The following is a 25714-nucleotide window of genomic DNA, read 5'->3' on the forward strand; positions in this document are numbered from 1 at the left end:
GCCCAAAGAGTTTGTGGCTACTTCGTAGCCCAGCGGGAGCAAGCTCCCTCGCCACAAAGGCGCATCACTCAATTAATCGATGACTGGAATATCCGACATGACCAAGCACTTCCTCACTCTGCCAGTCAGAACCCTGGCCCTGGCTTTCGGCCTGTTCAGCTCGGCATTGTTCGCCGCCGACGCCCCGTTGAAAATCGGCACCACCGCTGCGTTCGCCATTCCCTTGGAGGCTGCCGTCGAAGAGGCCGGCAAACAAGGCCTGAAAGTCGAACTGGTGGAATTCAGCGACTGGATTGCGCCTAACGTCAGCCTCGCTTCGGGCGACATCGACGTGAATTATTTCCAGCACATACCGTTCCTGGAGAACGCCAAGGCCGCCGCCGGTTTCGACCTGGTGCCGTTCGCACCGGGAATCATCAACAACGTAGGCCTCTATTCGAAGAAATACAAAAGCTTCGACGAGCTGCCCGAAGGCGCCAGCGTCGCCATTGCCAACGATCCGATCAACAGCGGACGCGGTTTGCAATTGCTGGCCAAGGCCGGACTGATCCAGCTCAAGCCGGGCGTCGGCTACAAGGCCACCGAAGACGACATCATCGCCAACCCAAAGAAGCTCAAGATCCTGCAAGTCGAAGCCGTGCAGTTGGTGCGTGCCTATGAAGACGCGGATCTGGTACAAGGTTATCCAGCCTACATTCGCCTGGCGAACACCTTCGACGCGACGTCTGCCTTGCTCTTCGACGGCCTCGACCACAAGGAATATGTCATCCAGTTCGTGATCCAGCCCAAGAGCGAGAACGATCCAAGGCTGATCAAGTTCGTCGACATTTACCAACACTCACCTGCCGTGCGCGCGGCCCTGGACAAGGCCCACGGCAAGCTCTACCAAGCCGGCTGGGAAGGCTGATCATGAGTGCCGTCAACGCTCGACTCCGCCATGAAGCCCCAGCGCCCCACGTCGCCGACCAGACCGAGCTGCATCCAGAACTGAACCGTGCCCATGTGCGCTTCATCGGCCTCGGCAAGACCTACCCTGGCACCCAGGGCCCGGTGGCCGCGCTGCAAGGCATCGACCTGGCGATCCAGCGCGGCGAGGTCTTTGGCATCATCGGCCGCAGTGGCGCGGGCAAGTCCTCGCTGATCCGCACCATCAACCGCCTCGAACAACCCACCAGCGGACGGGTGCTGATCGATCAGGTGGACATCGGCGAGTTCGATGAAGATCGTCTCGTGGAGCTGCGCCGGCGCATCGGCATGATCTTCCAGCACTTCAACCTGATGTCGGCCAAGACGGTGTGGCAGAACGTCGAGCTGCCGCTCAAGGTTGCCGGCGTGCCCAAGGAACAACGTCTGCACAAGGTTCGCGAATTGTTGGAACTGGTCGGCCTGCAAGGTAAGCACGGCGCCTATCCGGCGCAGCTCTCGGGCGGTCAGAAGCAGCGTGTCGGGATTGCCCGGGCGCTGGTCCATGACCCGCAGATCCTGTTGTGCGACGAGGCCACCTCGGCGCTCGATCCGGAAACGACTCAATCGATCCTCGGTTTGCTGCGTGAGATCAACCAGCGGCTGGGCCTGACCATCGTGCTGATTACCCATGAAATGGCGGTCATCCGCGAAGTCTGCGACCGGGTGGTGGTGCTCGAACAAGGACGGATCGTCGAACAAGGGCCGGTCTGGGAAGTCTTCGGCAACCCGCAGCATGCCGTCAGCCGCACGCTCCTGGCGCCGTTGCAGCACGCACTGCCCGAGGAACTGCAAAGCCGCTTGCAACCCCACCCGACCTCCGCGGACGCAGCCACTGTACTGCGCCTGCAATTCACGGGGCACAGCGGCGACGAACCAGACCTCGCGGCCCTGTTCAGTGCCCTGGGTGGACGGGTACGGCTGCTGCACGGCGGCCTGGAAAGAATTCAAGGCCACGGGCTGGGGCAGTTGCTGCTGGCGGTGAGCAGGTCGTCATGGGGCGCTGATGAACTGCGTCAACGTGCGGGCAACTGGGCACAACGGGTGGAGGTGTTGGGTTATGTGGTTTGACCGATTGCTGCAGGGCTTCATCGACACGTTCCTCATGGTTGGCGTGTCGTCGCTGATCGCGTTGCTGGCGGGCATTCCGCTGGCGGTGATTCTGGTCACAAGCGGCAAGGGCGGCATCTATGAGGCGCCCGCCTTGAACAAGGCCCTGGGCGGGTTTGTGAATTTGTTCCGCTCGATCCCCTTCCTGATCCTCATGGTGGCGCTGATTCCGTTCACCCGATTGATTGTCGGCACCACCTATGGCGTATGGGCCGCGGTGGTGCCGCTGACGATTGCCGCCACGCCGTTTTTTGCGCGTATCGCCGAAGTCAGCTTGCGGGAAGTTGACCATGGCCTGATCGAAGCGGCCCAGGCCATGGGTTGCCGGCGCTGGCACATCGTCTGGCATGTGCTGCTACCCGAAGCGCTGCCCGGCATCGTCGGCGGCTTTACCATCACGCTGGTGACCATGATCAACTCATCGGCCATGGCCGGGGCGATCGGTGCCGGAGGCCTGGGCGACATTGCCTACCGCTACGGTTACCAGCGTTTCGACAGCCAGATCATGCTCACGGTGATCGTGTTGCTGGTGGCATTGGTGGCGATGATTCAATTGGGCGGGGATCGGTTGGCGCGGGGGCTGAACAAGCGCTGAGAGGCGAAACATTGTGGGAGCGAGCTTGCGGTATAGTCATCAAACACTCCCAATCCAAAGCCAGCGACCATGAAACACACCGCCGACGATCTGCAGTCCATCACCGCCACGACCCTTGGCCATTACAACGCCGTGGCGGAGAGTTTTCGCGAAGGCACCCGCGATCATGACGTCAGCCAGAACATCGACGCCCTGCTGCGACACATCCAAGGCCAGGCGCCGTTCCATATCCTCGATTTCGGCTGCGGCCCTGGGCGTGATCTTCGCACCTTCACGGCCATGGGCCATGTCGCGGTGGGCCTCGACGGTTCGAGCGAATTCGCGCGCATGGCCCGCCAGGACAGCGGATGCGAGGTGTGGCAACAGGATTTCCTGCAACTCGATCTGCCGGCGGAGCGTTTCGACGGGATCTTCGCCAACGCCGTCCTGTTCCACATCCCGGTGCAGGAGCTGCCGCGCGTGCTCAAGCAATTGCACGCCACGCTCAAGCCCGGCGGCGTGCTGTTCAGCTCAAACCCCCGGGGCGAAAACCAGGAAGGCTGGAACGGCCAACGCTTTGGCGCGTATCACGACCTCGCGGCCTGGCGCGTGTCGCTCACGCAGGCGGGTTTTGTGGAGCTGGAGCATTACTACCGGCCGGCGGGACTGCCGCGAGAACAGCAGCCTTGGTTGGCGAGCGTATGGCGCAAGATTTGAAAGCGGCTCTGTAACGAGGTTGTGCCTAGCTCTTGTGGCGAGGGAGCTTGCTCCCGCTGGGCCGCGAAGCGGCCCCAACCCGGTCAATCTGGTTTCCCGACAGACCGCGTCAACCGCGCTACGACGGCTGCGCCGCCGAGCGGGAGCAAGCTCCCTCGCCACAACGATTGCGTTTGACCACAAATTCACCCTTGCTTGAGCAACCACTTCTGCGACAACCGCTCCAGCCGTCCATCGTCCTTGATCCGCCCCAAGGCATTGTCCAGGCTGGCCTTGAACGCCGGGTTGCCCTTCTGAAATGGAATGACCAGGTTCGGCGCCGGCCCCTTCTTTTCCTCGGGCTGGAAAGACTGCGCCAGGACCAGAGGACGTTGCGCCTCATCCTTGCTTGCCAGCAATTGCGCATCCGGTTGGCTATAAGTAGCGCTGGTATCGAAACGTTCCGCCAACTCCGGGGTCATTGCTATGTGGTTGATGGCGACGTCGTACTTGCCGCTTTCCACGCCGGACAACAGATCCGCCGCATCGGTGACGACAAAATCAGGGCGTACATCGAGCTCGCCCGCGAGCATTTCGCCCAGCTCTACTTCGAAACCGGTGAGCTTGCCGTCCTCCTTGAAATTGAACGGCGCGGTGTTGGCCTCGAGGGCGATTCGCAACTCGCCACGGTCGTTGACGTCGTCGATCAGTTCCGCATGGGCCAGAGGGCTCAACAGAGGTAGCAGGCAGATCAGGCCAGGCAGGAAACGCATGGTCACTCCTAGTATTTATACAAGCGACGCTCGTTTCAGGCTCGCTTTGCTATGGTTGTTGCAGGCTTCGACAACGATTAGTCATGAAGTTGTCATGACCCGACGGATTTATGGGAAAACTGGAGTAAAAAATGAAAAGTTTTATGTCACGTGCGGCGTTGGCCGGTTTGTTGCTCGGAACTTCCATGCTGGCGACAGCGGCAACCCCGGCGCCCAAAGGTGCAGAAGTATTCATCGTTTCTCCTGAAGACGGTGCCACCGTCAGCCAAGAGTTCAAGGTCAAGTTCGGCGTCAAGAACATTGCACTTGCCCCGGCGGGCGACGTGACCAAGAACACCGGCCATCACCACCTGCTGATCGATGTCGATGATCTGCCTGCCGAGGGCACGCCGATTCCGACCGACCCCCACCACATGCATTTTGGCAAGGCGCAAACCGAAGCCACGATCAAACTGGCGCCGGGCAAACACACCTTGCAATTGATCCTGGGCGACAGCGGCCATATGCCGTTCGACCCGTCGATCGTGTCCGAAAAGATCACGGTGAACGTCGAGTAACACAGCACTTAGAAGATAAATGCAGTATCCACTGTGGGAACGAGCCTGCTCGCGAAAGCGGCATATCAGTAAATGCGCCTGACAGACCGCTTTCGCGAGCAGGCTCGCTCCCACAGGGTTCCATTGTGTCGGACAGAAAAAACGGGAGCCCCTTCGGAGCTCCCGTTTTCATTGCAAGCCAGGCCCGCTTAGAACAGCACGCGGCAACGAATGGTGCCGTTGATGTGCTGCAACTTCTCTTGGGCCAGGTCCGAGTATTCGGCATCGACGTCGATCACGACGTAGCCGACTTTCTCGTTGGTCTGCAGGAACTGACCGGAAATGTTGATGCCGTTTTCCGCGAAGACTTTGTTGATCTCGCTCATCACACCCGGAATGTTTTCGTGGATGTGCAGCAGGCGGTGCTTGCCAGGGTGGGCCGGCAAAGCCACTTCCGGGAAGTTCACCGACGATACCGAGGTACCGTTGTCGCTGTACTTGACCAGTTTTTCAGCCACTTCCAGACCGATGTTGGCCTGGGCTTCAGCGGTGGAACCGCCGATGTGCGGGGTCAGGATCACGTTGTCCAGGCCACGCAGCGGGCTTTCGAAGATGTCATCGTTGGAGCGAGGCTCCACCGGGAACACATCGATCGCCGCGCCGATCAGGTGCTTGTCCTTGATCGCTTCGGCCAGTGCGTCGAGCTTGACCACGGTGCCGCGAGCGGCGTTGATCAGGATCCCGCCTTTCTTGATGGCGCGGATTTCCTTTTCACCGATCATCCACTGGGTGGCCGGGGTTTCCGGCACGTGCAGGGTGACGATGTCGGACATGCCCAGCAATTCGTGCAAGTCGTTGACCTGGGTCGCGTTGCCCAACGGCAGCTTGGTCACGGTGTCGTAGAAAAACACCTGCATGCCAAGGCCTTCAGCCAGTACCGACAATTGAGTACCGATCGAGCCGTAGCCGACGATACCCAGCTTCTTGCCGCGGATCTCGAAGGAATTGGCCGCGCTCTTGATCCAGCCGCCACGGTGGCAGGAAGCGTTCTTCTCGGGGATGCCGCGCAACAGCAGGATCGCCTCGGCCAGCACCAGTTCGGCAACGGAACGGGTGTTGGAATACGGCGCATTGAACACCGCGATACCGCGTTCGCGAGCCGCGTTGAGGTCCACCTGGTTGGTGCCGATGCAGAAGCAGCCGACCGCCACCAGTTTCTTGGCGTGGTCGAAGATCTCTTCAGTCAGTTGCGTACGGGAGCGAATACCGATGAAGTGAGCATCGGCGATCTTTTCCTTGAGCTGGGCTTCCGGCAGAGAACTGGTGATGTACTCGATGCTGGTGTAGCCCGCCGACTTGAGGACGTCGACAGCCGATTGGTGGACGCCTTCGAGAAGAAGGAACTTGATCTTGCTCTTATCGAGAGAAGTCTTGCTCATCTGCGTAAACCTGTGTCCCGGAGAAAAATGGCAGGGAATCGGACAGCGCATGCTGGCCCGACCGGCATGACAGCCGTCGCCGCAGAACAGCCGTTGGGCACTACGCTGCGGGGTCGGTATGCTAGCATATGCCCCCCGCAAACACCCATTCCTGCGACGTGAAGCGTTCTCAGGATGACCATGAATTGTTCGAGAGTTCTGTCGATGACCAATCCTGCCGTGATAGATGAGCTGAAGACCCTGGTTGAGCCTGGCAAAGTTTTGACCGATGCCGACTCCCTGAATGCTTACGGCAAGGATTGGACCAAGCATTACGCGCCCGCACCGACCGCCATTGTGTTTCCAAAGACCACCGAACAAGTCCAGGCCATTGTGCGCTGGGCCAACGCGCACAAAGTCGCGTTGGTGCCATCGGGCGGGCGTACCGGCCTCTCCGCCGCCGCCGTCGCGGCGAATGGCGAGGTGGTCGTGTCATTCGACTACATGAACCAGATCCTCGATGTGAACCTGACCGACCGCACCGCCGTATGCCAGCCGGGCGTGGTCACCGAACAGTTGCAGAACAGGGCTGAAGAACATGGGCTCTACTATCCGGTGGACTTCGCTTCGGCAGGTTCGAGCCAGATTGGCGGCAATATCGGCACCAATGCTGGCGGGATCAAGGTCATTCGCTACGGCATGACCCGCAACTGGGTGGCGGGCATGAAGGTCGTGACGGGCAAGGGCGACGTGCTGGAACTGAACAAGGACCTGATCAAGAACGCCACCGGCTATGACTTGCGGCAGCTGTTCATCGGCGCCGAGGGCACCCTTGGTTTCGTGGTCGAAGCCACCATGCGCCTGGACCGCGCGCCGAAAAACCTCACCGCCATGGTGCTCGGCACGCCGGACTTCGACTCGATCATGCCGGTACTGCACGCATTCCAAGGCAAGCTGGACCTGACCGCCTTTGAATTTTTCTCCGACAAGGCCCTGGCCAAGGTCCTCGACCGCGGCGACGTCCCGGCCCCGTTCGAAACCGGCTGCCCGTTCTACGCCCTGTTGGAATTCGAAGCCACCACCGAAGAAGTCGCCAACCACGCCCTGGAGACTTTCGAGCACTGCGTCGAACAAGGCTGGGTACTGGACGGCGTAATGAGCCAGAGCGAAACCCAGCTGCAAAACCTTTGGAAGCTGCGCGAGTACATCTCCGAGACCATTTCCCACTGGACGCCGTACAAGAACGATATTTCGGTAACCGTCTCCAAAGTCCCGGGCTTCTTGCGCGAAATCGACGCGATTGTCGGCGAACACTACCCAGACTTTGAAATAGTCTGGTTCGGCCACATCGGCGACGGGAACCTGCACCTGAACATCCTCAAGCCGGAAAACCTGAGCAAGGATGAGTTCTTCGCTAAATGCGCGACGGTGAACAAATGGGTCTTTGAAACCGTCGAGAAGTACAACGGTTCAATCTCTGCCGAACACGGCGTGGGCATGACCAAACGCGACTACCTCACGTACAGTCGCTCTGCGGTTGAAATCGAATACATGAAAGCCGTGAAGTCGGTGTTCGACCCGAACGGCATCATGAACCCAGGCAAGATTTTCGCAGTTTGATCTATAACAACACTTGATGAAATCTCAAGGCAGGAGTCGGTAATGAGCTATCAGCACCAGTATGTCGACGGTACGCGTATTCATTTCCCGGTGGGCAAAGTAGTGTGCATCGGCCGCAACTATGCCGAACACGCCAAGGAACTGGATAACCCGGTGCCCACCGAACCGCTGCTGTTCATCAAGCCAGGCAGCTGCGTGGTGCCGTTGGAAGGCGGCTTCAGCATTCCCGCCGACCGCGGCTCGGTGCACTACGAAGCGGAAATCGCCGTGCTGATCGGCAAGCCACTGTCCACCAAGCCCAGCGTTGAAGAAGTACTGGACGCCATTTCCGGCTTCGCCCCGGCCCTGGACCTGACCCTGCGGGACAAGCAGGCCGAACTCAAGGCCAAGGGGTTGCCATGGGAAGTCGCCAAGTCCTTCGACGGCGCGGCAGTGATCGCTCCCTTTGTCTCGAACGCCACGTTTGCCGACCTGACCGATATTCCCGTTCGCCTGACCATCAACGGCGAAGTCCGCCAGGACGGCAACAGCAGCCTGATGCTCAACCCCATCGTGCCGATGATCCAGTACATGGCCGGCTGCTTCTCGCTTCAGGCCGGAGACGTCATTCTCACGGGCACCCCGGCGGGCGTCGGGCCGCTGAACATTGGCGATGAACTGGTGCTGGAACTGCCTGGGGCGAGCCGCTTCGAAAGCAGCGTTCGCTAACGGCCACGCCTCCAATTTCCTGTGGGAGCATGCTTGCTCGCGATGAGGTCATCACATCCAACAGTTAGGTTGGCTGACCGTCCGCTATCGCGAGCAAGCTCGCTCCACCGGGTTCTTGAGCAGCCTTGTCCAGCATTTACCGTTTTTTTCACATGCCATCCGGATAATTCCGGGGATTGCGGCATCTGAGCCTGCCGATCCCTCGCGCGAATTCCTGGAACGCATCCCCGATGGCCAAGACCCAAACCCTGCCCACCTCCGTCCGCCGTGCTCGCTTCGGCTTGCCCTGGTATGCCTGGCTGCTGCTGGCCGCAATCGCTGCCTATGGCCTGGCGTTCGCGATGCATTGGGATGACCGGGGCCGGCTCTGGGTGGCGGAACGCTTCGAAAGCCCGGCCCAACGCCAGGAAAGCATCTGGTTGCCCGACTATCGCGCCGTGATCGACGCCAAGCCCCTGCCTGGCATGGAAAAGGACGAGGCTTCCGACGTCACCTACAACCCGCAGACCAAGACGCTGTTCGCGGTCATGGGCAAGAATCCGTTCCTGGCGGAGCTGACCCTGCAAGGCGACGTGCTGCGCAAGATGCCATTGGTGGGCTGGAACAATCCCGAAGGCGTGACCTATATGGAAAATGGCCTGCTGGCCATTACCGATGAGCGAAACCACACCCTGTCGATCGTCCAGGTCGATGCGAATACCCAAACGCTGAACAGCAAGGACTTTCCCCAATACGACCTTGGCGCGTCACAGAACCAGAACAAAGGGTTCGAGGCGATCGTCTGGGATCCGCGCAATCAACAACTGGTGCTGGGCGAAGAGCGCCCGCCAGCCTTGTTCACCTGGAAAAGTGACGGCAGCCAATTGCTCAAGGGCGACAAGCAGATCCATGTCAGCGATGAACTGGACCTGCGCAACCTGTCCGCCCTGGCGATCGATCCCCGTACGGGACATATGCTGTTGCTTTCAGCCGACTCCCATCTATTGCTGGAACTGGATGCAGAAGGCGAACAGGTCAGCTTCATGACGCTGCTGGGAGGCTTTAACGGGCTGAAAGATACGGTTCCCCGCGCCGAAGGCGTCACCGTCGATGAAGCGGGCAACCTATATATGGTCAGCGAGCCGAACCTGTTCTATCGTTTCGAAAAACAACGCTGATTGCGAAAACTCTGTAGGGAAATTCTTCCTTCGTTGTAGGGCGTGGCAGACGGCCATTAAGCTTCAGTTCAGGCAGTCGTGGTATTTCCAACCACCTGTTCTTATCCGAGCCCACTCCCGATGCGCCGACTTGCCCGTCCAAGACCCCTGATCCTGCTGTTGCTGTCGATTACCCTGATTGGATTAATCGCAGCCGGGCAATACCTGCGTCTGTTCGAGCGCGCCTGGTTCAATTTCAATACGCTCTGGCACACCCTTGGCGAGCAAGCCATTGCCCTGGACCAATACCAAGTCACGGTACAAGCCCAAGTCATCGAAGGCCTGGACGACGACGTTTCCGCGCTGACGTTCGATCCGATCCGCAAAAGCCTCTTCACCGTCACCAACAAGAATGCCGAGCTGATCGAGCTGTCACTGGACGGCAAGATTCTGCGACGCATCGCCCTGGTCGGCTTTGGCGACCCGGAAGCGGTGGAATTCATCAGCGAGAACATCTACGTCATTACCGACGAACGTCAGCAGCGCCTGATCAAGATCCACCTGGAAGAAGACACCCGCTTCCTGGACGCGGCCGATGCCGAGCAAATGACACTCGGCGTGCACATGAGCGGCAACAAGGGTTTCGAAGGGCTGGCCTATGACTCCATCGGCAAGCGGCTGTTCGTCGCCAAGGAACGCGACCCGATGCTGATTTATGAAGTACACGGATTTCCCCACCACAATCCGGAAAAATCCTACGCTGTCCACGTAATCAACAACCCCAAGCGCGATGCAGGACTGTTCGTGCGCGATCTCTCCAGCCTGCAATACGACGAACGCAGCGGCCATCTGCTGGCGCTGTCCGATGAGTCGCGGTTGATTATCGAGTTGGATATCGACGGTCGGCCGTTAAGCACGCTGTCGTTGAGCAAGGGCCGCCACGGACTGGAGAAAACCATTCCCCAACCGGAAGGCTTGGCCATGGATGACGATGGCAATCTGTATGTGGTGAGCGAGCCGAATCTGTTCTATGTGTTCAAGAAGCCGCAGCCTTGAACCACTCCTGACCCAGCTCGCACCCACAGGGTTTGGTGTTGAATCAGCCCGGATTATTCCGCCCGCAGGGTCTTCACGCCATCAGCAGTCCCCAACAACAGCACATCCGCCGGGCGAGCGGCGAACAAGCCGTTGGTGACTACGCCGACGATGGCGTTGATCTGGCTTTCCAGTTCAACCGGATTGGTGATCTGCAGGTTATGCACGTCAAGGATGATGTTGCCGTTATCGGTCAGCACGCCTTCGCGATACACCGGATCGCCGCCCAGCTTCACCAATTGCCGGGCAACGTGGCTGCGGGCCATCGGGATGACTTCCACCGGCAGCGGGAACGCGCCGAGCACCGGGACCAGTTTGCTGGCATCGGCGATGCAGATGAACGTCTTGGCGACGGCCGCAACGATCTTCTCGCGAGTCAGGGCCGCACCGCCGCCCTTGATCAGGTTCAAGTGCGCGTCGCTTTCGTCGGCGCCGTCGATGTAGAACTCCAGGTCGCTCACGGTGTTGAGCTCGTACACGGGGATCCCGTGGCCCTTGAGGCGCGCCGCGGTGGCTTCGGAGCTGGCGACCGCGCCGTCGAACGCGCCTTTGTGCTGCGCCAAGGCGTCGATGAAGCAATTGGCGGTAGAGCCGGTGCCGACCCCGACGATGCTCTTGTCATCCAGTTTCGGGAGGATGAGGTCGACAGCGGCCTGGGCCACGGCCTGTTTGAGTTGATCCTGGGTCATGCGGGCTCCGAAGGTGCCGAGAGAGAACGAAAGGCCGGCATTATAGGCGTAGAAACCGTGGCGAGGGAGCAAGCTCGCGCTTGAGTGCGAAGCGCTCATCGCTTTTTCTGGGGCCGCTGCGCGACCCAACGGGAGCAAGCTCCCTCGCCACGGGGGTTCCTGCGCTCAAAGTGCCTTAATTCGTGTGGTCGCCCGGCCAAAAGCCGGGTTAGACTCCTTGGCCCTGCCCAACCCGCTCAGTGATGCTTTCCGATGCTTGAACAGTACGTCAAAAAGATCCTCACCTCGCGCGTTTACGACGTTGCCGTAGAAACCCCGCTGCAGACCGCCCGCCAGCTCTCCGAACGGCTGGGCAACGAGGTCTGGCTCAAGCGTGAAGACTTGCAGCCGGTGTTCTCGTTCAAGATTCGCGGGGCCTACAACAAGCTGACCCAGCTCACCGACGAAGAGCGCGCCCGTGGCGTGGTCACGGCCTCGGCGGGCAACCATGCCCAGGGCCTGGCGCTGGCCGCCAAGGTGTTGGGGGTCAAGGCCACCATCGTCATGCCCAAGACCACGCCGGAAATCAAAGTCGAGGGCGTGCGCTCCCGGGGCGGCAAAGTGGTGTTGCATGGCGATTCGTTCCCCGAGGCCCTGGCCTATTCGTTGAAACTGGTCGACGAAAAAGGCTATGTCTACATTCATCCCTATGACGATCCTCACACCATTGCCGGGCAGGGCACCGTGGCGATGGAAATCCTGCGCCAGCACCCGGGGCGCCTGGACGCGATATTCGTCCCGGTGGGCGGTGGCGGGCTGATCGCAGGCATCGCGGCCTACGTGAAATACCTGCGCCCCGAGATCAAGATCATCGGCGTCGAACCGGACGATTCGAACTGCCTGCAAGCGGCCATGGCTGCTGGCGAACGCGTGGTCCTGCCAACCGTGGGCCTGTTCGCCGATGGCGTGGCAGTGGGACAGATCGGCCAGCACACCTTCGATATCTGCAAGCACTACGTGGATGAAGTCATCACCGTCAGCACCGACGAGATCTGCGCAGCGATCAAGGATATCTACGACGATACCCGCTCGATCACTGAACCTGCCGGCGCCTTGGGCGTTGCCGGCATCAAGAAGTATGTCGAGACACGCAGCATCAGCGGCCAGACGCTGGTGGCCATCGATTCCGGCGCCAACGTCAACTTCGACCGCCTGCGCCACGTGGCCGAGCGCGCCGAACTGGGCGAGGGCCGCGAGGCGATCATCGCCGTGACCATCCCCGAGAAGCCGGGCAGCTTCAAGGCGTTCTGCGAGGCCATCGGCAAACGCCAGATCACCGAATTCAACTACCGCTACAACACCGGCAGCGAAGCGCACATCTTCGTAGGCGTGCAGACGCATCCGGAAAACGACCCGCGCAGCAAGCTGATTGCCAGCCTGACCGAGCAAGGCTTCCCGGTGCTGGACCTGACCGACAATGAACTGGCCAAATTGCACATTCGCCACATGGTCGGCGGCCATGCCGCTCACGTCATCGACGAGGTGGTCCTGCGTTTCGAATTCCCGGAACGCCCGGGGGCGCTGTTCAACTTCCTCAATAAACTGGGCGGGCGCTGGAACATCTCGATGTTCCACTACCGAAACCATGGTGCGGCGGATGGCCGCGTGGTCGCCGGGCTGCAAGTGCCTCACGATGAGCGCCACCTGGTGCCGGCCGCCCTGGAGGAAATCGGCTATCCGTACTGGGATGAAAGCGATAACCCGGCCTATCAGCTGTTTCTCGGCTGAAGGGCTACGCTGAAGGACACCAGCCTAAGGAAACCCCATGGAAACTCTGCTGACCTTGAAAATCCTGCACGTCGCGGCCACGGTCTTGCTTCTGGCTTGCGCTGCAAGCCTAGCCGTTGTGGCCTGGCGCAAACGCAGCGAGGCACCAAGCTGCACGCTGCGGCGCCCTTGGCTGCTGGCGTGGGGCACGATGCTGGTGTGCATGCTGAGCATGCCGTTTACCGGCTGGTGGCTGGTTCATCTGGTGGGCTGGCCGCTGGGGCAAACCTGGCTGCTGGGTTCCAGCGTGATCTACACCGTGGCGGCGCTTTGCGTTTTCTGGCTGCTGGCACGGCTCAACCGCCTGCGCATGGGCAACGGTGGCGGCGGCAGGTTTACCCTGGCATTGGCGATCATCGGTGGCGTCGGCTTCCTGTCCATCGCCGCATTGATGGGTGCCAAACCGATCTAACCGACAAGGAACGTCATGAAAATCCTACTGGTGGGAGGCAGCGGCTTTATTGGACGCCACCTGCTGAGGGCGCTGCACGGCGCCGGCCACTCGATCATCGCGACCCGTCGTGAACCCGGGCCGCCGAGTTCGCCTGGGGTTGAATGGCGGCAGCTGGATCTCGGCGTATTGTCGGCCGACCCGGCACATTTCGTCCTCCCTACGGACGTTGATTTGCTGATCAACGCGGCCGGCTTGCTCAGCGTGGATGCCCAGGCGCTGAGTCTGGTCCAGGATCGTGGCGCGTGCGCGTTGTTCGAGCAGGCCGCACGCCGTGGCGTTCGCATCTTGCAGATTTCCGCGCTGGGCGCGAGCGCTCAATCCGACGTGCCGTTCCTGGCAAGCAAGGGACGGGCTGACGAATATCTGTCCAGCCTCCACATCCCATCGGTTGTGCTGCGGCCTTCGTTGGTGGTGGGGCCAGGCGGCGCGAGCAGTGGCTGGATGGAGGGCCTTTCACCGTGGCCACTGATTCCCTTGCTGGATCTGACGGCGCGCATCCAACCCGTGCATATCGATGACCTGACGGGCGCGGTGCTCGCCCTGCTGCGGCAATGGCCAACCGAGTCGGTGGTGGTGCCGCTGGTGGGACCCCAGCCGATGACGCTGGCCCGGCTCATCGATCATTTGCGAGCCGGGCAGGGCTGGGAGCCGGCACGCTACATCAAGGCGCCTGCGCTGTTGACCGAAGTGGGCAGCCGGATGGGGGACCGGTTCGGCTGGCGAGCGTTGAACCGGCAAAGCGTGGCCCTGGCACAACGGGACAACCTGGCCGACCCCGAGGTGCTCGCGTCAATCTGCGGATATCACGCCGCCCCCGTACAGACCCGCTTGCAGGGGTGGCCCGCCGTCGCCCAGAGCAGCCTTCGGGCGATCCGCCCGTTGATGCTGGCGGTGCTCGCACTCATCTGGCTGGGAACCGCCGTGGTATGCCTCGGCCCAGGCTTCGACTGGGGCCTGCGCATCATGGCCGAAGCCGGCGTGTACGGCGCCTGGGCCAAGCTTGCGGTCGTCAGCGGCGCGCTGCTTGATGGCGCGCTGGGCGTGGGCATGCTGTTCAAACGCTGGCGCCAACAGGCATTGCGGCTGCAGTTGGGTCTGATGCTCGGCTATACGCTATGCATCAGCTTTATCCTGCCGCACTATTGGTTCGACCCTTTTGCGGCTGTCGCCAAGAATCTGGTATTGGTAGTCGCGACGTTATGGTTGCTTTGGACTGAGCCCCGCCGATGAGCATCTACCTGCTGTTGAAGACCCTGCACATCCTGTCTTCTACCATCCTGTTCGGCCTGGGCGCGGGGTCTGCCTACTACGCGCTCCGGGCCTGGCGCAGCGGCAAGGTTGAAGTCATCGCGGTCACCTTCAAGCATCTGGTTTTCGCCGATTGGGCATTCACCGCCACCACCGCCGTATTTCAGCCACTGAGCGGACTGGCCCTGATGCACATCGCCGGCTGGCAATTGCAACAGAGCTGGTTGGTGTGGAGCATCGGCCTTTATTGCCTGGCGGGCGCCTGCTGGCTGCCAGTGGTCTGGTTGCAGATCCGCGTACACAAGATGGCCGAGCAAGCCTTGCGGGACGGCACACCCATGCCAATCAAGGCCGCCACCTACATGCGCTGGTGGTTTGCGCTGGGCTGGCCGGCGTTCCTGGCATTCATGGCGATTTTCTACCTGATGGTAGCCAAGCCCGCGTAAGCGGCCCGCCGGTGTTTGCCCGGCGGGCGGCAGTGAGATCAGTCGCGCAGACTGATGACCGGCCAACCACGCTTCTGGGCCTCGGCCCGAAGGTTCGGGTCCGGGTCGACCGCCACCGGATGCGTCACCGCTTCCAGCAGCGGCAGGTCGTTCATCGAATCGCTATAAAAGTAGCTATCGTCGAGGCAATACCCAGTCTCTTCCAGCCAACGGTTCAACCGGGTCACCTTGCCCTCGCGAAAGCAGGGAATGTCGGTGCTGCGGCCACTGTAACGGCCATCGATCATCTCGCATTCGGTGGCGATCAGGGTTTCTACTCCGAGTCGCTCGGCGATCGGCGCGGTGACGAAGCGATTGGTGGCGGTGATGATCACCAGTTTGTCGCCGGCGTCACGGTGTTTCTTCAACAGCGCGATCGCTTGGGGCAATACGATAGGTTCGATGCAGTCGCGCATGTAATCGAGGTGCCACTGTGCCAGCACTTCCATCTCGGTACGACCCAGGATTTCCAGGCAAAAATTCAGGTACGCGGCGTTGTCGAGCTTACCCGCCAGGTAGTCCTGGTAGAACTCATCGTTGCGTGCCTTGTAGCTCACGGCATCGAGGAAGCCGCGTTCGCACAGGTAATCGCCCCAGGCGTGATCGCTGTCACCGCCCAGCAGCGTGTTGTCCAAGTCGAATAAAGCCAGCCGCATTGCAGTTACTCGCTGAAATATCTGAAGAAAGGCGCCCAGAATACGTACTTTTCACAAGAGTGCACATAAGCTCGGCAGTCTCGTTGCTGCTTTCACAACCTTTGTGGAACAATGCGGCGACATGCGTTTGCGAGGTTGTTGCCGTGATCGATCCCGATGGTTTCCGTCCCAATGTGGGGATCATTCTTACGAATGATGCTGGGCAGGTGCTATGGGCACGCCGTATCAATCAAGACGCCTGGCAGTTTCCCCAGGGTGGGATCAACCCCCAGGAGACGCCGGAAGAAGCTTTGTACCGTGAGTTGAATGAAGAAGTCGGGCTGGAGCGCGAAGATGTCGAAATACTCGCCTGCACCCGAGGCTGGTTGCGCTATCGTTTGCCGCAACGCCTGGTCAGGACGCACAGCCAACCACTGTGCATCGGCCAGAAGCAGAAATGGTTTCTCCTGCGCCTGATCTCCAATGAGCAGCGGGTGCGGATGGATTTGACCGGTAAACCGGAGTTCGATGGCTGGCGCTGGGTCAGTTATTGGTATCCGTTGGGCCAGGTGGTGACATTCAAGCGCGAGGTGTATCGACGCGCTCTCAAAGAGCTTGCCCCGCGCCTGCTGACGCGCGACTGACGACGGAGTTCGACCCCGAGCCATGCTCAATACGCTGCGCAAGATCGTCCAGGAAGTTAACGCCGCCAAGGATCTCAAGGCGGCGTTGGGCATTATTGTATTGCGCGTCAAAGAGGCCATGGGCAGCCAAGTCTGCTCGGTCTACCTGCTTGACCCCGAGACCAACCGTTTTGTGCTCATGGCCACCGAGGGCTTGAACAAGCGCTCCATCGGCAAGGTCAGCATGGCGCCCAATGAAGGCCTGGTCGGCCTGGTCGGCACGCGGGAAGAACCCCTGAACCTTGAAAACGCCGCGGACCACCCGCGCTACCGCTACTTCGCGGAAACGGGTGAAGAGCGCTATGCCTCTTTCCTCGGCGCGCCGATCATTCACCACCGCCGCGTCGTCGGCGTGTTGGTCATCCAGCAGAAAGAGCGCCGCCAGTTCGATGAGGGTGAAGAAGCCTTCCTCGTCACCATGAGTGCGCAGTTGGCCGGGGTTATCGCCCATGCCGAGGCCACCGGTTCGATCAGCGGCCTTGGCCGCCAGGGCAAGGGCATCCAGGAAGCCAAGTTCGTCGGCGTGCCAGGTTCCCCGGGCGCGGCGGTGGGCACCGCAGTGGTCATGTTGCCGCCCGCCGACCTCGATGTGGTGCCTGACAAGGCCATCGCCGACATCGACGCCGAGCTCGGTTTGTTCAAGACCGCCATCGAAGGCGTGCGGGCCGACATGCGTGCCCTTTCGGCCAAGCTGGCTACGCAGTTGCGCCCCGAAGAGCGCGCGCTGTTCGACGTTTACCTGATGATGCTTGACGATGCGTCCCTGGGCAGCGAAGTCACCACGGTCATCAAGACCGGCCAATGGGCCCAGGGCGCGTTGCGCCAGGTGGTGACCGACCACGTCAATCGTTTCGAGTTGATGGACGACGCCTACCTGCGCGAGCGCGCCTCCGACGTCAAGGACCTGGGTCGCCGGCTGCTGGCTTATTTGCAGCAAGAGCGCCAGCAGACCCTGGTCTATCCCGACAACACCATCCTGGTGAGCGAGGAGTTGACCCCGGCGATGCTCGGCGAAGTGCCGGAGGGCAAGCTGGCGGGCCTGGTCTCGGTGCTCGGTTCGGGCAACTCCCACGTGGCGATCCTGGCCAGGGCGATGGGCATCCCGACGGTCATGGGCGTGGTGGACCTGCCGTACTCCAAAGTCGACGGCATCCAGATGATCGTCGACGGCTACCACGGCGAGGTCTACACCAACCCCAGCGACGTGCTGCGCAAGCAGTTCGCCGACGTGGTGGAAGAAGAAAAGCAACTGTCCCTGGGACTCGATGCGCTGAAGGACCTGCCGTGCGTGACGCTCGACGGCCACCGCATGCCGCTGTGGGTCAATACCGGCCTGCTGGCCGATGTCGCCCGGGCGCAGAAACGTGGCGCCGAGGGCGTGGGCCTGTATCGCACCGAAGTGCCGTTCATGATCAACCAGCGCTTCCCCAGCGAAAAGGAACAGCTGGCGATCTACCGCGAGCAACTGTCGGCGTTCCATCCGCAGCCGGTGACCATGCGCAGCCTGGACATTGGCGGCGACAAATCCCTGTCCTATTTCCCGATCAAGGAAGACAACCCCTTCCTCGGCTGGCGCGGCATTCGCGTGACGCTCGACCACCCGGAAATCTTCCTGGTCCAGGCCCGCGCGATGCTCAAGGCCAGCGAAGGCCTGAACAACCTGCGCATCCTGTTGCCGATGATTTCCGGCACCCATGAGCTGGAAGAAGCGCTGCACCTGATTCACCGGGCCTGGGGCGAAGTGCGCGATGAAGGCACCGACGTGCCGATGCCACCCGTCGGGGTAATGATCGAAATTCCGGCGGCGGTGTACCAGACCAAGGAACTGGCGCGGCAGGTGGACTTCCTGTCGGTAGGCTCCAACGACCTGACCCAGTATTTGCTGGCCGTGGACCGCAACAACCCTCGGGTGGCCGACCTGTACGACTACCTGCACCCGGCGGTGCTGCAGGCCCTGCAGACAGTGGTCCGTGATGCCCATGCAGAAGGCAAGCCGGTGAGCATCTGCGGCGAAATGGCCGGCGACCCGGCGGCGGCGGTGCTGCTGATGGCGATGGGCTTCGACAGCCTGTCGATGAACGCCACCAACCTGCCGAAAGTGAAGTGGATGCTGCGCCAGATCAACCTCAGCAAGGCCCAGGAACTGCTGGCGGAGCTGATGACCATCGACAATCCGCAGGTGATCCACAGCTCCTTGCAGTTGGCGCTGAAGAACCTTGGGTTGGCGCGGATGATCAATCCGGCTTCGAGCAAGACCCTCTAGGCACGAGCACCTGTGGCGAGGGAGCTTGCTCCCGCTGGGCTACGAAGTAGCCCCCGCTTTTATTGGGCGGGCTTCGCCCACCAGCGGGAGCAAGCTCCCTCGCCACGGGTTCCTTGCTGCATTCAAACGATTAGCTCCACCTCTCTCAAATGCCCCCCATGGGGCCCGAAACTGCGCTCGACCATCTGCCGCGTTCCATCGGCATGGACGATCAGCGCCGTGCTCGCCCGCGTCCCGTAGGCCGGGCTGGCGATAAAGACACTCGACAGCAGCATTTCCGTCGCCAGCCCCACACCAGTGTCCGGCAACTCGGCCACTGGGGCCGGTTGCGGATCGCTCAACAGCGCCAGCAAGGCCTGGGGGTGCGGGTCATGCAATACCTCACTCAACGCAGCCCGGGCCTTGAGCAACTTGGGCCAAGGCGTGTTCAGCCCAGCGTTCGACAAGCCATAGACCCCTTCAGCCAACTGCTGAGGTCGGGCATCGCGTGCGTTGTAGTGCCACAGCTGCGTGCCGTCGCCAAGCAGCAGGTTGAAGCCGCCGTACTCGCCGGCACGCGGCACCACGTCGCTTAGATAATCAGCGATCGACAGATCCCCGATCAGGAACCGCGCCACCAGCTCGCCGCGAGACTTGAATGCTGGTAGCTGACCGGGGTCGCGGATGTTGGTCAGGGCCGCGAAGCGAGCACCGGCACCTACGCCAAGCCAGGTGCCGCCAGCCTCCAGGTCACGACCGGCATGGACATGGGGCGCGTCGGGCCACTGGGCCAGGGGCAAGGTCGGTCGCGCGTAGAACTCGTCGCGGTTGGCCGCGACGATCAGCGGCTGGGCGTGGCCGGGACGCCAGGCAAATACGATCAGGCACATCAGGTGGTCCTGTTATAGGAATAAAACCGAGCAGCGTTTTTGTGGCGAGGGGATTTATCCCCGCTGGGCTGCGAAGCAGCCCTAAAAGCCTGACATCTCGGTGTGCCAGGCTGATTGAGTTGACCGTTGTGGGGCCGCTTCGCAGCCCAGCGGGGATAAATCCCCTCGCCACAGAGATTCTGCGCAAGTCAGCTATGGGTCACTCTACCCATACATCACTGACGCATCCATCGCCTTCAGTGGAGCCGGATGCCCTCGATCCGTTACCATGCCGCTCTTATTTGCGATGGTCGAGGCAACGCTGGTGGAATTTGTGCTCTATCTGCTGCTCGGCGCCTGTGCCGGGGTGCTGGCCGGGCTGTTCGGCGTGGGGGGCGGCATGATCATCGTCCCGGTGTTGGTGTTCAGTTTTACCCTGCAGGGGTTCGATCCCCAGGTATTGACGCACCTGGCCGTGGGCACTTCCCTGGCGTCGATCATCTTCACTTCGGTGAATGCCGTGCGCGAGCATCATCGAAAAGGGGCCGTACGCTGGCAGATCTTTACCTGGATGACCGTCGGGATCCTGATCGGTGCCGGTTTCGGCGCGATCACCGCCGAAGCGATTTCCGGTCCGCACCTGCAAAAAATCATTGGTGTGTTCGCCATGCTCGTCGCCGCGCAACTGGCCTTGGATTTCAAGCCAAAGGCCAGCCGCACGGTACCGGGCAAGGTTGGCTTGTCCCTGGCCGGCACGGTGGTCGGCTGGGCCTCGGCGATTTTTGGCATCGGTGGCGGTTCGCTGACCGTACCGTTCCTGACCTGGCGCAGCGTACCGATGCAACAAGCGGTGGCGACTTCTTCGGCCTGTGGATTGCCCATCGCCCTGGTCAGTGCGTTAAGTTTCATGATTCTGGGGTGGCAGGATCCACTGTTGCCACCCCATAGTCTCGGTTTTGTGTATTTGCCGGCGCTGCTGGGCATCGCCCTGACGAGCATGGTCTTCGCTCGCGTCGGCGCGAGGTTGGCCCACCGTTTGTCGCCGCGCTTGCTCAAGCGGCTGTTCGCCGCCTTGCTGTTCAGCGTGGGCTTGAGTTTCCTGCTCTGACACAATCCTGGCTTAATCCCGAGGTGGCAGCGTCGCCCGGGAATTTTTGACGTTCATGAGGAATGCCCATGCTGCCTTACCCGCAGATCGATCCGGTGGCCCTGGCCATCGGTCCACTGAAAATCCACTGGTACGGCCTGATGTACCTGATCGGTATCGGTGGCGCCTGGCTGCTGGCGTCGCGGCGGCTCAACCGCTTCGACCCGACCTGGAACAAGGAAAAGCTCTCCGACCTGGTGTTCTGGTTGTCCATGGGGGTGATCGTCGGCGGACGCCTGGGCTACGTCCTGTTCTACGACCTGAGCGCCTATCTGGCCAACCCGACGTTGATATTCGAAGTCTGGAAGGGCGGCATGTCATTCCACGGTGGGTTCATCGGCGTGATGCTGGCGGCGCTGTGGTTTGGCAAGCGCAACAACAAATCGTTTTTCGAGCTGATGGACTTCGTCGCGCCGATGGTACCGATCGGTCTGGGGGCCGGGCGCATCGGCAACTTCATCAATGCCGAGCTGTGGGGCAAGCCGACCGACGTACCGTGGGCGATGGTCTTCCCACCGTTCAGTGACCCGTCGCAGTTGCCGCGCCACCCGTCGCAGCTCTATCAATTCGCCCTCGAAGGCGTGGCACTCTTCCTGATTCTCTGGCTGTTTTCGCGCAAGCCGCGACCAACCATGGCGGTGTCGGGCATGTTCGCGCTGTTCTATGGCATCTTTCGCTTCATCGTCGAGTTCGTCCGCGTCCCGGACGCCCAGCTCGGCTATCTGGCGTGGAACTGGCTGACCATGGGCCAGGTGCTGTGCCTGCCGATGATCATTGGCGGTCTGGCGCTGATCTGGCTGGCCTATCGTCGCGCGCCGGCTGCAGTGGCCAAGGTTTAAAAATTCGAACCCCGGGGCACGGCCTCGGGTTCAAGGACACAGGTAATCCATGAAGCAATATCTCGATCTGGTGGCCCACGTCATCAAGAACGGCACCAAGCAAGCCAACCGCACCGGCGTGAACACCATCAGCTTCCCTGGCGCCATGCTGCGCTATGATCTGAAGGAAGGCTTTCCCGCCATCACCACCCGCAAGATGGCCTTCAAATCGGCCATTGGCGAGATGTGCGGTTTCCTCCGTGGCGTGAACAACGCCGCCGAGTTCCGCGCCCTGGGCTGCAAGGTCTGGGACCAGAACGCCAACGAAAACGCCCAATGGCTGGCCAACCCATTCCGCCAGGGCGAAGACGACCTGGGCGAGATCTACGGCGTGCAATGGCGCAAATGGCCGGCGTACAAACAGATCCCCCTGAGCAACCCTGCGGCCATCGAGCAGACGCTCGTCCAGGGTTACCGCCAGATCGCCGAGGGCGAAGAAAACGGCCAGGCCTACGTGGTGCTGTACAAAGCCATCGACCAGGTTCGCCAGTGCGTCGACACCATCATCAAGGACCCAGGCAGCCGGCGCATCCTGTTCCACGGCTGGAACTGCGCCCAGCTCGATGAAATGGCATTGCCGCCGTGCCATCTGCTCTACCAGTTCCACCCGAATGTCGAGACGAAGGAAATCTCCCTGACCCTCTACATCCGCTCCAACGACCTGGGCCTGGGCACGCCATTCAACCTCACCGAGGGCGCCGCGCTGCTGAGCCTGATCGGTCGCCTGACCGGCTACACGCCGCGCTGGTTCACCTATTTCATCGGCGATGCCCACGTCTACGAAAACCACCTGGACATGCTCAACGAACAGCTCACCCGCGAGCCGTTCCCGATGCCCAAGCTGGTGATTTCCGAGCGCGTGCCGGAATTTGCCAAAACCGGCGTGTACCAGCCGGAGTGGCTGGAACAGGTGGAGCCAAGCGATTTTTCCCTGGAAGGCTACCAGCACCATGCTCCGATGACCGCGCCGATGGCGGTCTAAAAAACAGCACCCTTCCCTGTTGGGAGCGAGCCTGCTCGCGATAGCGTCCTCACATTCAATATTTAAGTGACTGATCCACCGCTATCGCGAGCAGGCTCGCTCCCACATTGGTTTTCCTTGCCGCTCAATGCCCATGGCTCCTGCCTACATGGGAATGCTCCACATCCGGCGCTACCGCCCCGCTCACTTCCAGCCGCTGCAAAATCCCACATTGGTCCAGATCCGGCCCTTCGCCACAGCGATGGCGCAGGTCGATCAGTTGTGCCTGCAACGCCATCAGGCCATCGATGCGGGCCTTGACGTGATGGATGTGCTCGTCGATCAGTGCATTGACGCTTTCGCACTGGTCCTGGGGGCTGTCGCGCAGGGCCAGGAGGCTGCGGATTTCTTCCAGGGTCATGTCCAAGGTGCGGCAGTTGCGGATGAACGTCAGCCGCTCGGCATGGGCCTGGGTGTAGACGCGGTAATTGCCGTCGCTGCGGGCCGGCTCCGGCAACAGGCCCTCACGTTCGTAGTAGCGGATGGTTTCCACCTGGCAGTCGGTGATTTTCGCCAGTTCTCCGATTTTCATGATGCAGCCTCCGAAATAGGTGCTTGACCCTATAGTGGCTACAGGGTCTTTACTGCGCAACAGGTACTTTTCATGGACGTCCCCAATGAGCGATTCCCTTCACCTTCATAACCCCGACCACGGCCACGGCCACGGGCATTCCTGCTGTGCTGCGAAAGCAGCACCGTCGGTGGTCAACCTCGGCAAAACACCGACGGACGGTGCGCGGCTGAGCAGCTTTCGCATCCAAGCCATGGATTGCCCCACCGAGCAAACGCTGATCCAGAACAAACTCGGCAAGCTCGAAGGCGTGCATCAGCTGGAATTCAACCTGATCAACCGGGTATTGGGCGTGACCCATGACCTGCCCAGCGACGCCCCGATCGTCAAGGCTATCGAGTCCCTTGGAATGCAGGCGGAGCTGTTGTCCGATGGCCAGGAAAGACCCACCGCCAACCTGCCTGCCCCAGCGAAGCCCTGGTGGCCGCTGGCGTTGTCCGGCGTCACGGCACTGGCTGCCGAGGTGATTCATTTCACCAATGCCGCGCCGAACTGGGTGGTGGCGCTGGTTGCATTGGTCTCGATTCTCAGCGGCGGCCTCGGCACCTACAAGAAGGGCTGGATTGCCCTGAAAAACCTCAACTTGAACATCAACGCCTTGATGAGCATTGCCGTGACCGGCGCCGTGCTCATCGGCCAATGGCCGGAAGCGGCGATGGTGATGTTCCTGTTTACCGTGGCCGAGCTGATCGAGGCGAAATCCCTCGACCGGGCGCGCAACGCCATCAGCGGCCTGATGCAAATGGCGCCGGAGCAAGCCACGGTGCAACAGGCCGACGGCACGTGGCAGGTAGAGGACGTAAAAACCATCGCCCTCGGCGCAAGGGTGCGGGTTCGTCCTGGCGAGCGGGTTGGGCTGGACGGTGACGTGGTCGCTGGACGCTCGACCATCGATCAGGCACCCATTACCGGTGAAAGCCTGCCGGTGGAAAAAACCGTGGGCGACAAAGTGTTCGCCGGCACGATCAACCAGGCCGGCGAGCTGGAATACACCGTGACCGCCGTCGCCGACCAGTCCACCCTGGCGCGGATCATTCACGCCGTGGAGCAAGCCCAGGGTTCCCGGGCGCCGACCCAGCGTTTCGTTGATCAATTCTCGAAAATCTACACCCCGGCGGTGTTTGCCCTGGCCCTGGCCATGGCGGTCATCCCACCGCTGTTCATGGACGCGAGCTGGTTCGACTGGATCTACCGCGCACTGGTCCTGCTGGTGGTGGCCTGTCCTTGTGCGTTGGTGATTTCCACCCCGGTGACCATCGTCAGCGGCCTGGCGGCTGCGGCGCGCAAAGGCATATTGGTCAAGGGGGGCGTTTACCTTGAGGGTGGCCACAAACTCGATTATCTGGCTTTGGACAAGACCGGCACGATTACCCATGGCAAACCGGTACAGACCGATTACGTGCTGCTGGACCCGGCTCTGGAGACGGCGGTCCCGGCCCTGGCCGCCAGCCTCGCGGCGCGCTCAGACCATCCGGTATCCCAGGCGATTGCCGAGGCGGCTGTGGATAAAAAACAGCCGCAGCAGACTGTGGATAACTTTGCGGCGCTCCCTGGGCGCGGCGTCCGTGGCGACATCGGTGGCCAGACGTATCACCTGGGCAATCATCGCCTGGTGGAAGACCTTGGCCTCTGCTCCCCTGAGCTTGAAGAGAAGCTCTTCGCCCTGGAAAAACAAGGCAAATCCGTGGTGTTGCTGCTCGACAGCACAAAACCCTTGGCACTGTTTGCCGTCGCTGACACCGTCAAGGATTCCAGCCGAGAAGCCATCCGGCAACTGCATGACCTGGGTATCAAGACGGTGATGCTGACCGGCGACAATGCCCACACCGCCGAAGCGATCGCCAGGCAGGTGGGCATGGATCAGGCCCGTGGCGACCTGCTGCCAGAGGACAAGCTACACGCCATCGAAAGTCTCTACGCCCAAGGCCACCGCGTCGGCATGGTCGGCGACGGCATCAACGACGCCCCGGCGCTTGCCCGCTCGGAAATCGGTTTCGCCATGGCGGCGGCCGGCACCGACACGGCCATCGAGACCGCCGACGTGGCCTTGATGGACGATGACCTGCGCAAGATTCCGGCATTCATCCGGCTGTCGCGGCAGACGTCCAGTATCCTGAAGCAGAACATCATCCTGGCGCTGGTCATCAAGGCGATCTTTCTCGGCGTCACCTTCGCCGGGTTAGCCACCATGTGGATGGCGGTGTTTGCCGACATGGGGGTGAGTCTGCTGGTGGTGTTCAATGGGTTGCGGTTGTTGCGCAAGTAAGCATCCACAGGGGTCTTCACTAATCACAGACGCCATGGACAACAAAGCCCCTGTGGGAGCGAGCTTGCTCGCGAAAGCGTCGGGTCAGTTT

General features: G+C 61.2%; 25 protein-coding genes. 19 read left to right on the forward strand and 6 right to left on the reverse strand.

Annotated features, from left to right (window positions below):
- Window positions 1-97 precede the first annotated feature (97 nt).
- From J3P92_RS24105 to J3P92_RS24120, 4 genes are all read left to right on the forward strand, one after another.
- The gene (locus J3P92_RS24105) at window positions 98-907 is read left to right on the forward strand and encodes a MetQ/NlpA family ABC transporter substrate-binding protein (protein ID WP_420766451.1); all 810 of its coding nucleotides are present in this window, start codon (window positions 98-100) and stop codon (window positions 905-907) included.
- A 2-nt stretch (window positions 908-909) separates the two neighbouring features.
- A complete protein-coding gene (locus J3P92_RS24110) occupies window positions 910-2034 on the forward strand; it encodes a methionine ABC transporter ATP-binding protein (RefSeq protein WP_434649304.1) in 1125 nt (374 codons plus the stop codon).
- Complete coding sequence (locus tag J3P92_RS24115; RefSeq protein ID WP_434561238.1) at window positions 2024-2668, forward strand: methionine ABC transporter permease; 645 nt, start codon at window positions 2024-2026, stop codon at window positions 2666-2668. Before J3P92_RS24110 ends, J3P92_RS24115 begins: the two co-directional genes overlap by 11 nt.
- A 69-nt stretch (window positions 2669-2737) precedes the next feature.
- Window positions 2738-3364: a class I SAM-dependent methyltransferase gene (locus tag J3P92_RS24120; RefSeq protein ID WP_434561240.1), complete on the forward strand. Its 627-nt coding sequence runs from the start codon at window positions 2738-2740 to the stop codon at window positions 3362-3364.
- 185 nt (window positions 3365-3549) lie between these two features.
- Here J3P92_RS24120 and J3P92_RS24125 read toward each other — a convergent pair whose 3' ends face one another.
- Window positions 3550-4116, reverse strand: coding sequence for a transporter substrate-binding domain-containing protein (locus J3P92_RS24125; protein WP_434649306.1), 567 nt, complete (start codon window positions 4114-4116; stop codon window positions 3550-3552).
- A 131-nt stretch (window positions 4117-4247) separates the two neighbouring features.
- Here J3P92_RS24125 and J3P92_RS24130 point away from each other — a divergent pair, with 131 nt between their 5' ends.
- Window positions 4248-4673 carry a DUF4399 domain-containing protein gene (locus tag J3P92_RS24130; RefSeq protein ID WP_420766456.1) on the forward strand — a complete coding sequence of 142 codons (426 nt, stop codon included), beginning with the start codon at window positions 4248-4250 and terminating at the stop codon, window positions 4671-4673.
- A 188-nt stretch (window positions 4674-4861) separates the two neighbouring features.
- Here the strand turns inward: J3P92_RS24130 and serA are convergent, their stop codons facing one another.
- Window positions 4862-6091, reverse strand: a complete 1230-nt coding sequence (gene serA, locus J3P92_RS24135) for a phosphoglycerate dehydrogenase (RefSeq protein WP_039592617.1) — start codon at window positions 6089-6091, stop codon at window positions 4862-4864.
- Between the two features lie 204 nt (window positions 6092-6295).
- Between serA and J3P92_RS24140 the strand changes: the two genes are divergently transcribed.
- The 4 genes from J3P92_RS24140 to J3P92_RS24155 all read left to right on the forward strand — a co-directional run bounded on the left by J3P92_RS24140 (window position 6296) and on the right by J3P92_RS24155 (window position 10590).
- The gene (locus tag J3P92_RS24140; protein WP_434649308.1) at window positions 6296-7690 is read left to right on the forward strand and encodes an FAD-binding oxidoreductase; all 1395 of its coding nucleotides are present in this window, start codon (window positions 6296-6298) and stop codon (window positions 7688-7690) included.
- Window positions 7691-7732: 42 nt separating this feature from the next.
- Complete coding sequence (locus tag J3P92_RS24145; RefSeq protein ID WP_420766458.1) at window positions 7733-8398, forward strand: fumarylacetoacetate hydrolase family protein; 666 nt, start codon at window positions 7733-7735, stop codon at window positions 8396-8398.
- Window positions 8399-8628: 230 nt separating this feature from the next.
- Window positions 8629-9555, forward strand: coding sequence for an SdiA-regulated domain-containing protein (locus J3P92_RS24150; protein WP_434561246.1), 927 nt, complete (start codon window positions 8629-8631; stop codon window positions 9553-9555).
- A gap of 120 nt (window positions 9556-9675) precedes the next feature.
- Window positions 9676-10590 carry an SdiA-regulated domain-containing protein gene (locus tag J3P92_RS24155; protein ID WP_434608395.1) on the forward strand — a complete coding sequence of 305 codons (915 nt, stop codon included), beginning with the start codon at window positions 9676-9678 and terminating at the stop codon, window positions 10588-10590.
- Window positions 10591-10643: 53 nt separating this feature from the next.
- Here J3P92_RS24155 and rpiA read toward each other — a convergent pair whose 3' ends face one another.
- Window positions 10644-11318, reverse strand: coding sequence for a ribose-5-phosphate isomerase RpiA (gene rpiA, locus J3P92_RS24160; protein WP_181290264.1), 675 nt, complete (start codon window positions 11316-11318; stop codon window positions 10644-10646).
- A gap of 252 nt (window positions 11319-11570) precedes the next feature.
- Between rpiA and ilvA the strand changes: the two genes are divergently transcribed.
- Genes ilvA through J3P92_RS24180 form a run of 4 tightly spaced genes read left to right on the forward strand, consistent with a single transcriptional unit; the run spans window position 11571 to window position 15272 of the window.
- Window positions 11571-13085: a threonine ammonia-lyase, biosynthetic gene (gene ilvA / locus J3P92_RS24165; RefSeq protein WP_434649309.1), complete on the forward strand. Its 1515-nt coding sequence runs from the start codon at window positions 11571-11573 to the stop codon at window positions 13083-13085.
- A gap of 37 nt (window positions 13086-13122) precedes the next feature.
- Window positions 13123-13536 carry a DUF2269 family protein gene (locus tag J3P92_RS24170; protein WP_420766462.1) on the forward strand — a complete coding sequence of 138 codons (414 nt, stop codon included), beginning with the start codon at window positions 13123-13125 and terminating at the stop codon, window positions 13534-13536.
- Between the two features lie 15 nt (window positions 13537-13551).
- Window positions 13552-14808 carry an SDR family oxidoreductase gene (locus tag J3P92_RS24175; RefSeq protein ID WP_434649311.1) on the forward strand — a complete coding sequence of 419 codons (1257 nt, stop codon included), beginning with the start codon at window positions 13552-13554 and terminating at the stop codon, window positions 14806-14808.
- Window positions 14805-15272 (forward strand): DUF2269 family protein, encoded by a 468-nt coding sequence (locus J3P92_RS24180; RefSeq protein ID WP_420766464.1) that lies wholly within the window; start codon window positions 14805-14807, stop codon window positions 15270-15272. The genes J3P92_RS24175 and J3P92_RS24180 overlap by 4 nt, the downstream gene beginning before the upstream one ends.
- A gap of 38 nt (window positions 15273-15310) precedes the next feature.
- Here the strand turns inward: J3P92_RS24180 and J3P92_RS24185 are convergent, their stop codons facing one another.
- Window positions 15311-15967 carry an HAD family hydrolase gene (locus J3P92_RS24185; protein ID WP_420766465.1) on the reverse strand — a complete coding sequence of 219 codons (657 nt, stop codon included), beginning with the start codon at window positions 15965-15967 and terminating at the stop codon, window positions 15311-15313.
- A 143-nt stretch (window positions 15968-16110) separates the two neighbouring features.
- Here J3P92_RS24185 and J3P92_RS24190 point away from each other — a divergent pair, with 143 nt between their 5' ends.
- Window positions 16111-16590, forward strand: a complete 480-nt coding sequence (locus J3P92_RS24190; RefSeq protein WP_003186867.1) for an RNA pyrophosphohydrolase — start codon at window positions 16111-16113, stop codon at window positions 16588-16590.
- A gap of 22 nt (window positions 16591-16612) precedes the next feature.
- Window positions 16613-18892 carry a phosphoenolpyruvate--protein phosphotransferase gene (gene ptsP, locus J3P92_RS24195; RefSeq protein ID WP_420766466.1) on the forward strand — a complete coding sequence of 760 codons (2280 nt, stop codon included), beginning with the start codon at window positions 16613-16615 and terminating at the stop codon, window positions 18890-18892.
- Between the two features lie 122 nt (window positions 18893-19014).
- On the opposite strand, the gene J3P92_RS24200 is transcribed toward ptsP, so the two are convergent.
- Window positions 19015-19761 (reverse strand): NRDE family protein, encoded by a 747-nt coding sequence (locus tag J3P92_RS24200; RefSeq protein WP_434649313.1) that lies wholly within the window; start codon window positions 19759-19761, stop codon window positions 19015-19017.
- A 304-nt stretch (window positions 19762-20065) separates the two neighbouring features.
- Between J3P92_RS24200 and J3P92_RS24205 the strand changes: the two genes are divergently transcribed.
- From J3P92_RS24205 to J3P92_RS24215, 3 genes are all read left to right on the forward strand, one after another.
- A complete protein-coding gene (locus J3P92_RS24205) occupies window positions 20066-20848 on the forward strand; it encodes a sulfite exporter TauE/SafE family protein (RefSeq protein ID WP_420766509.1) in 783 nt (260 codons plus the stop codon).
- Window positions 20849-20916: 68 nt separating this feature from the next.
- On the forward strand, window positions 20917-21726 hold the full coding sequence (gene lgt, locus J3P92_RS24210) for a prolipoprotein diacylglyceryl transferase (protein ID WP_434561254.1): 810 nt from the start codon (window positions 20917-20919) through the stop codon (window positions 21724-21726).
- A gap of 49 nt (window positions 21727-21775) precedes the next feature.
- On the forward strand, window positions 21776-22747 hold the full coding sequence (locus J3P92_RS24215) for a thymidylate synthase (RefSeq protein ID WP_420766469.1): 972 nt from the start codon (window positions 21776-21778) through the stop codon (window positions 22745-22747).
- Window positions 22748-22871: 124 nt separating this feature from the next.
- Here the strand turns inward: J3P92_RS24215 and cadR are convergent, their stop codons facing one another.
- Window positions 22872-23318 carry a Cd(II)/Pb(II)-responsive transcriptional regulator gene (gene cadR / locus J3P92_RS24220; RefSeq protein WP_420766470.1) on the reverse strand — a complete coding sequence of 149 codons (447 nt, stop codon included), beginning with the start codon at window positions 23316-23318 and terminating at the stop codon, window positions 22872-22874.
- Between the two features lie 85 nt (window positions 23319-23403).
- Here cadR and J3P92_RS24225 point away from each other — a divergent pair, with 85 nt between their 5' ends.
- Entirely contained in the window at window positions 23404-25623 is a 2220-nt protein-coding gene (locus J3P92_RS24225; protein WP_434649315.1) for a heavy metal translocating P-type ATPase, read from the forward strand.
- Window positions 25624-25714: the final 91 nt, after the last annotated feature.

It is taken from the genome of Pseudomonas sp. D3-27 (assembly GCF_051132165.1).
Classification (GTDB): Bacteria; Pseudomonadota; Gammaproteobacteria; order Pseudomonadales; family Pseudomonadaceae; genus Aquipseudomonas.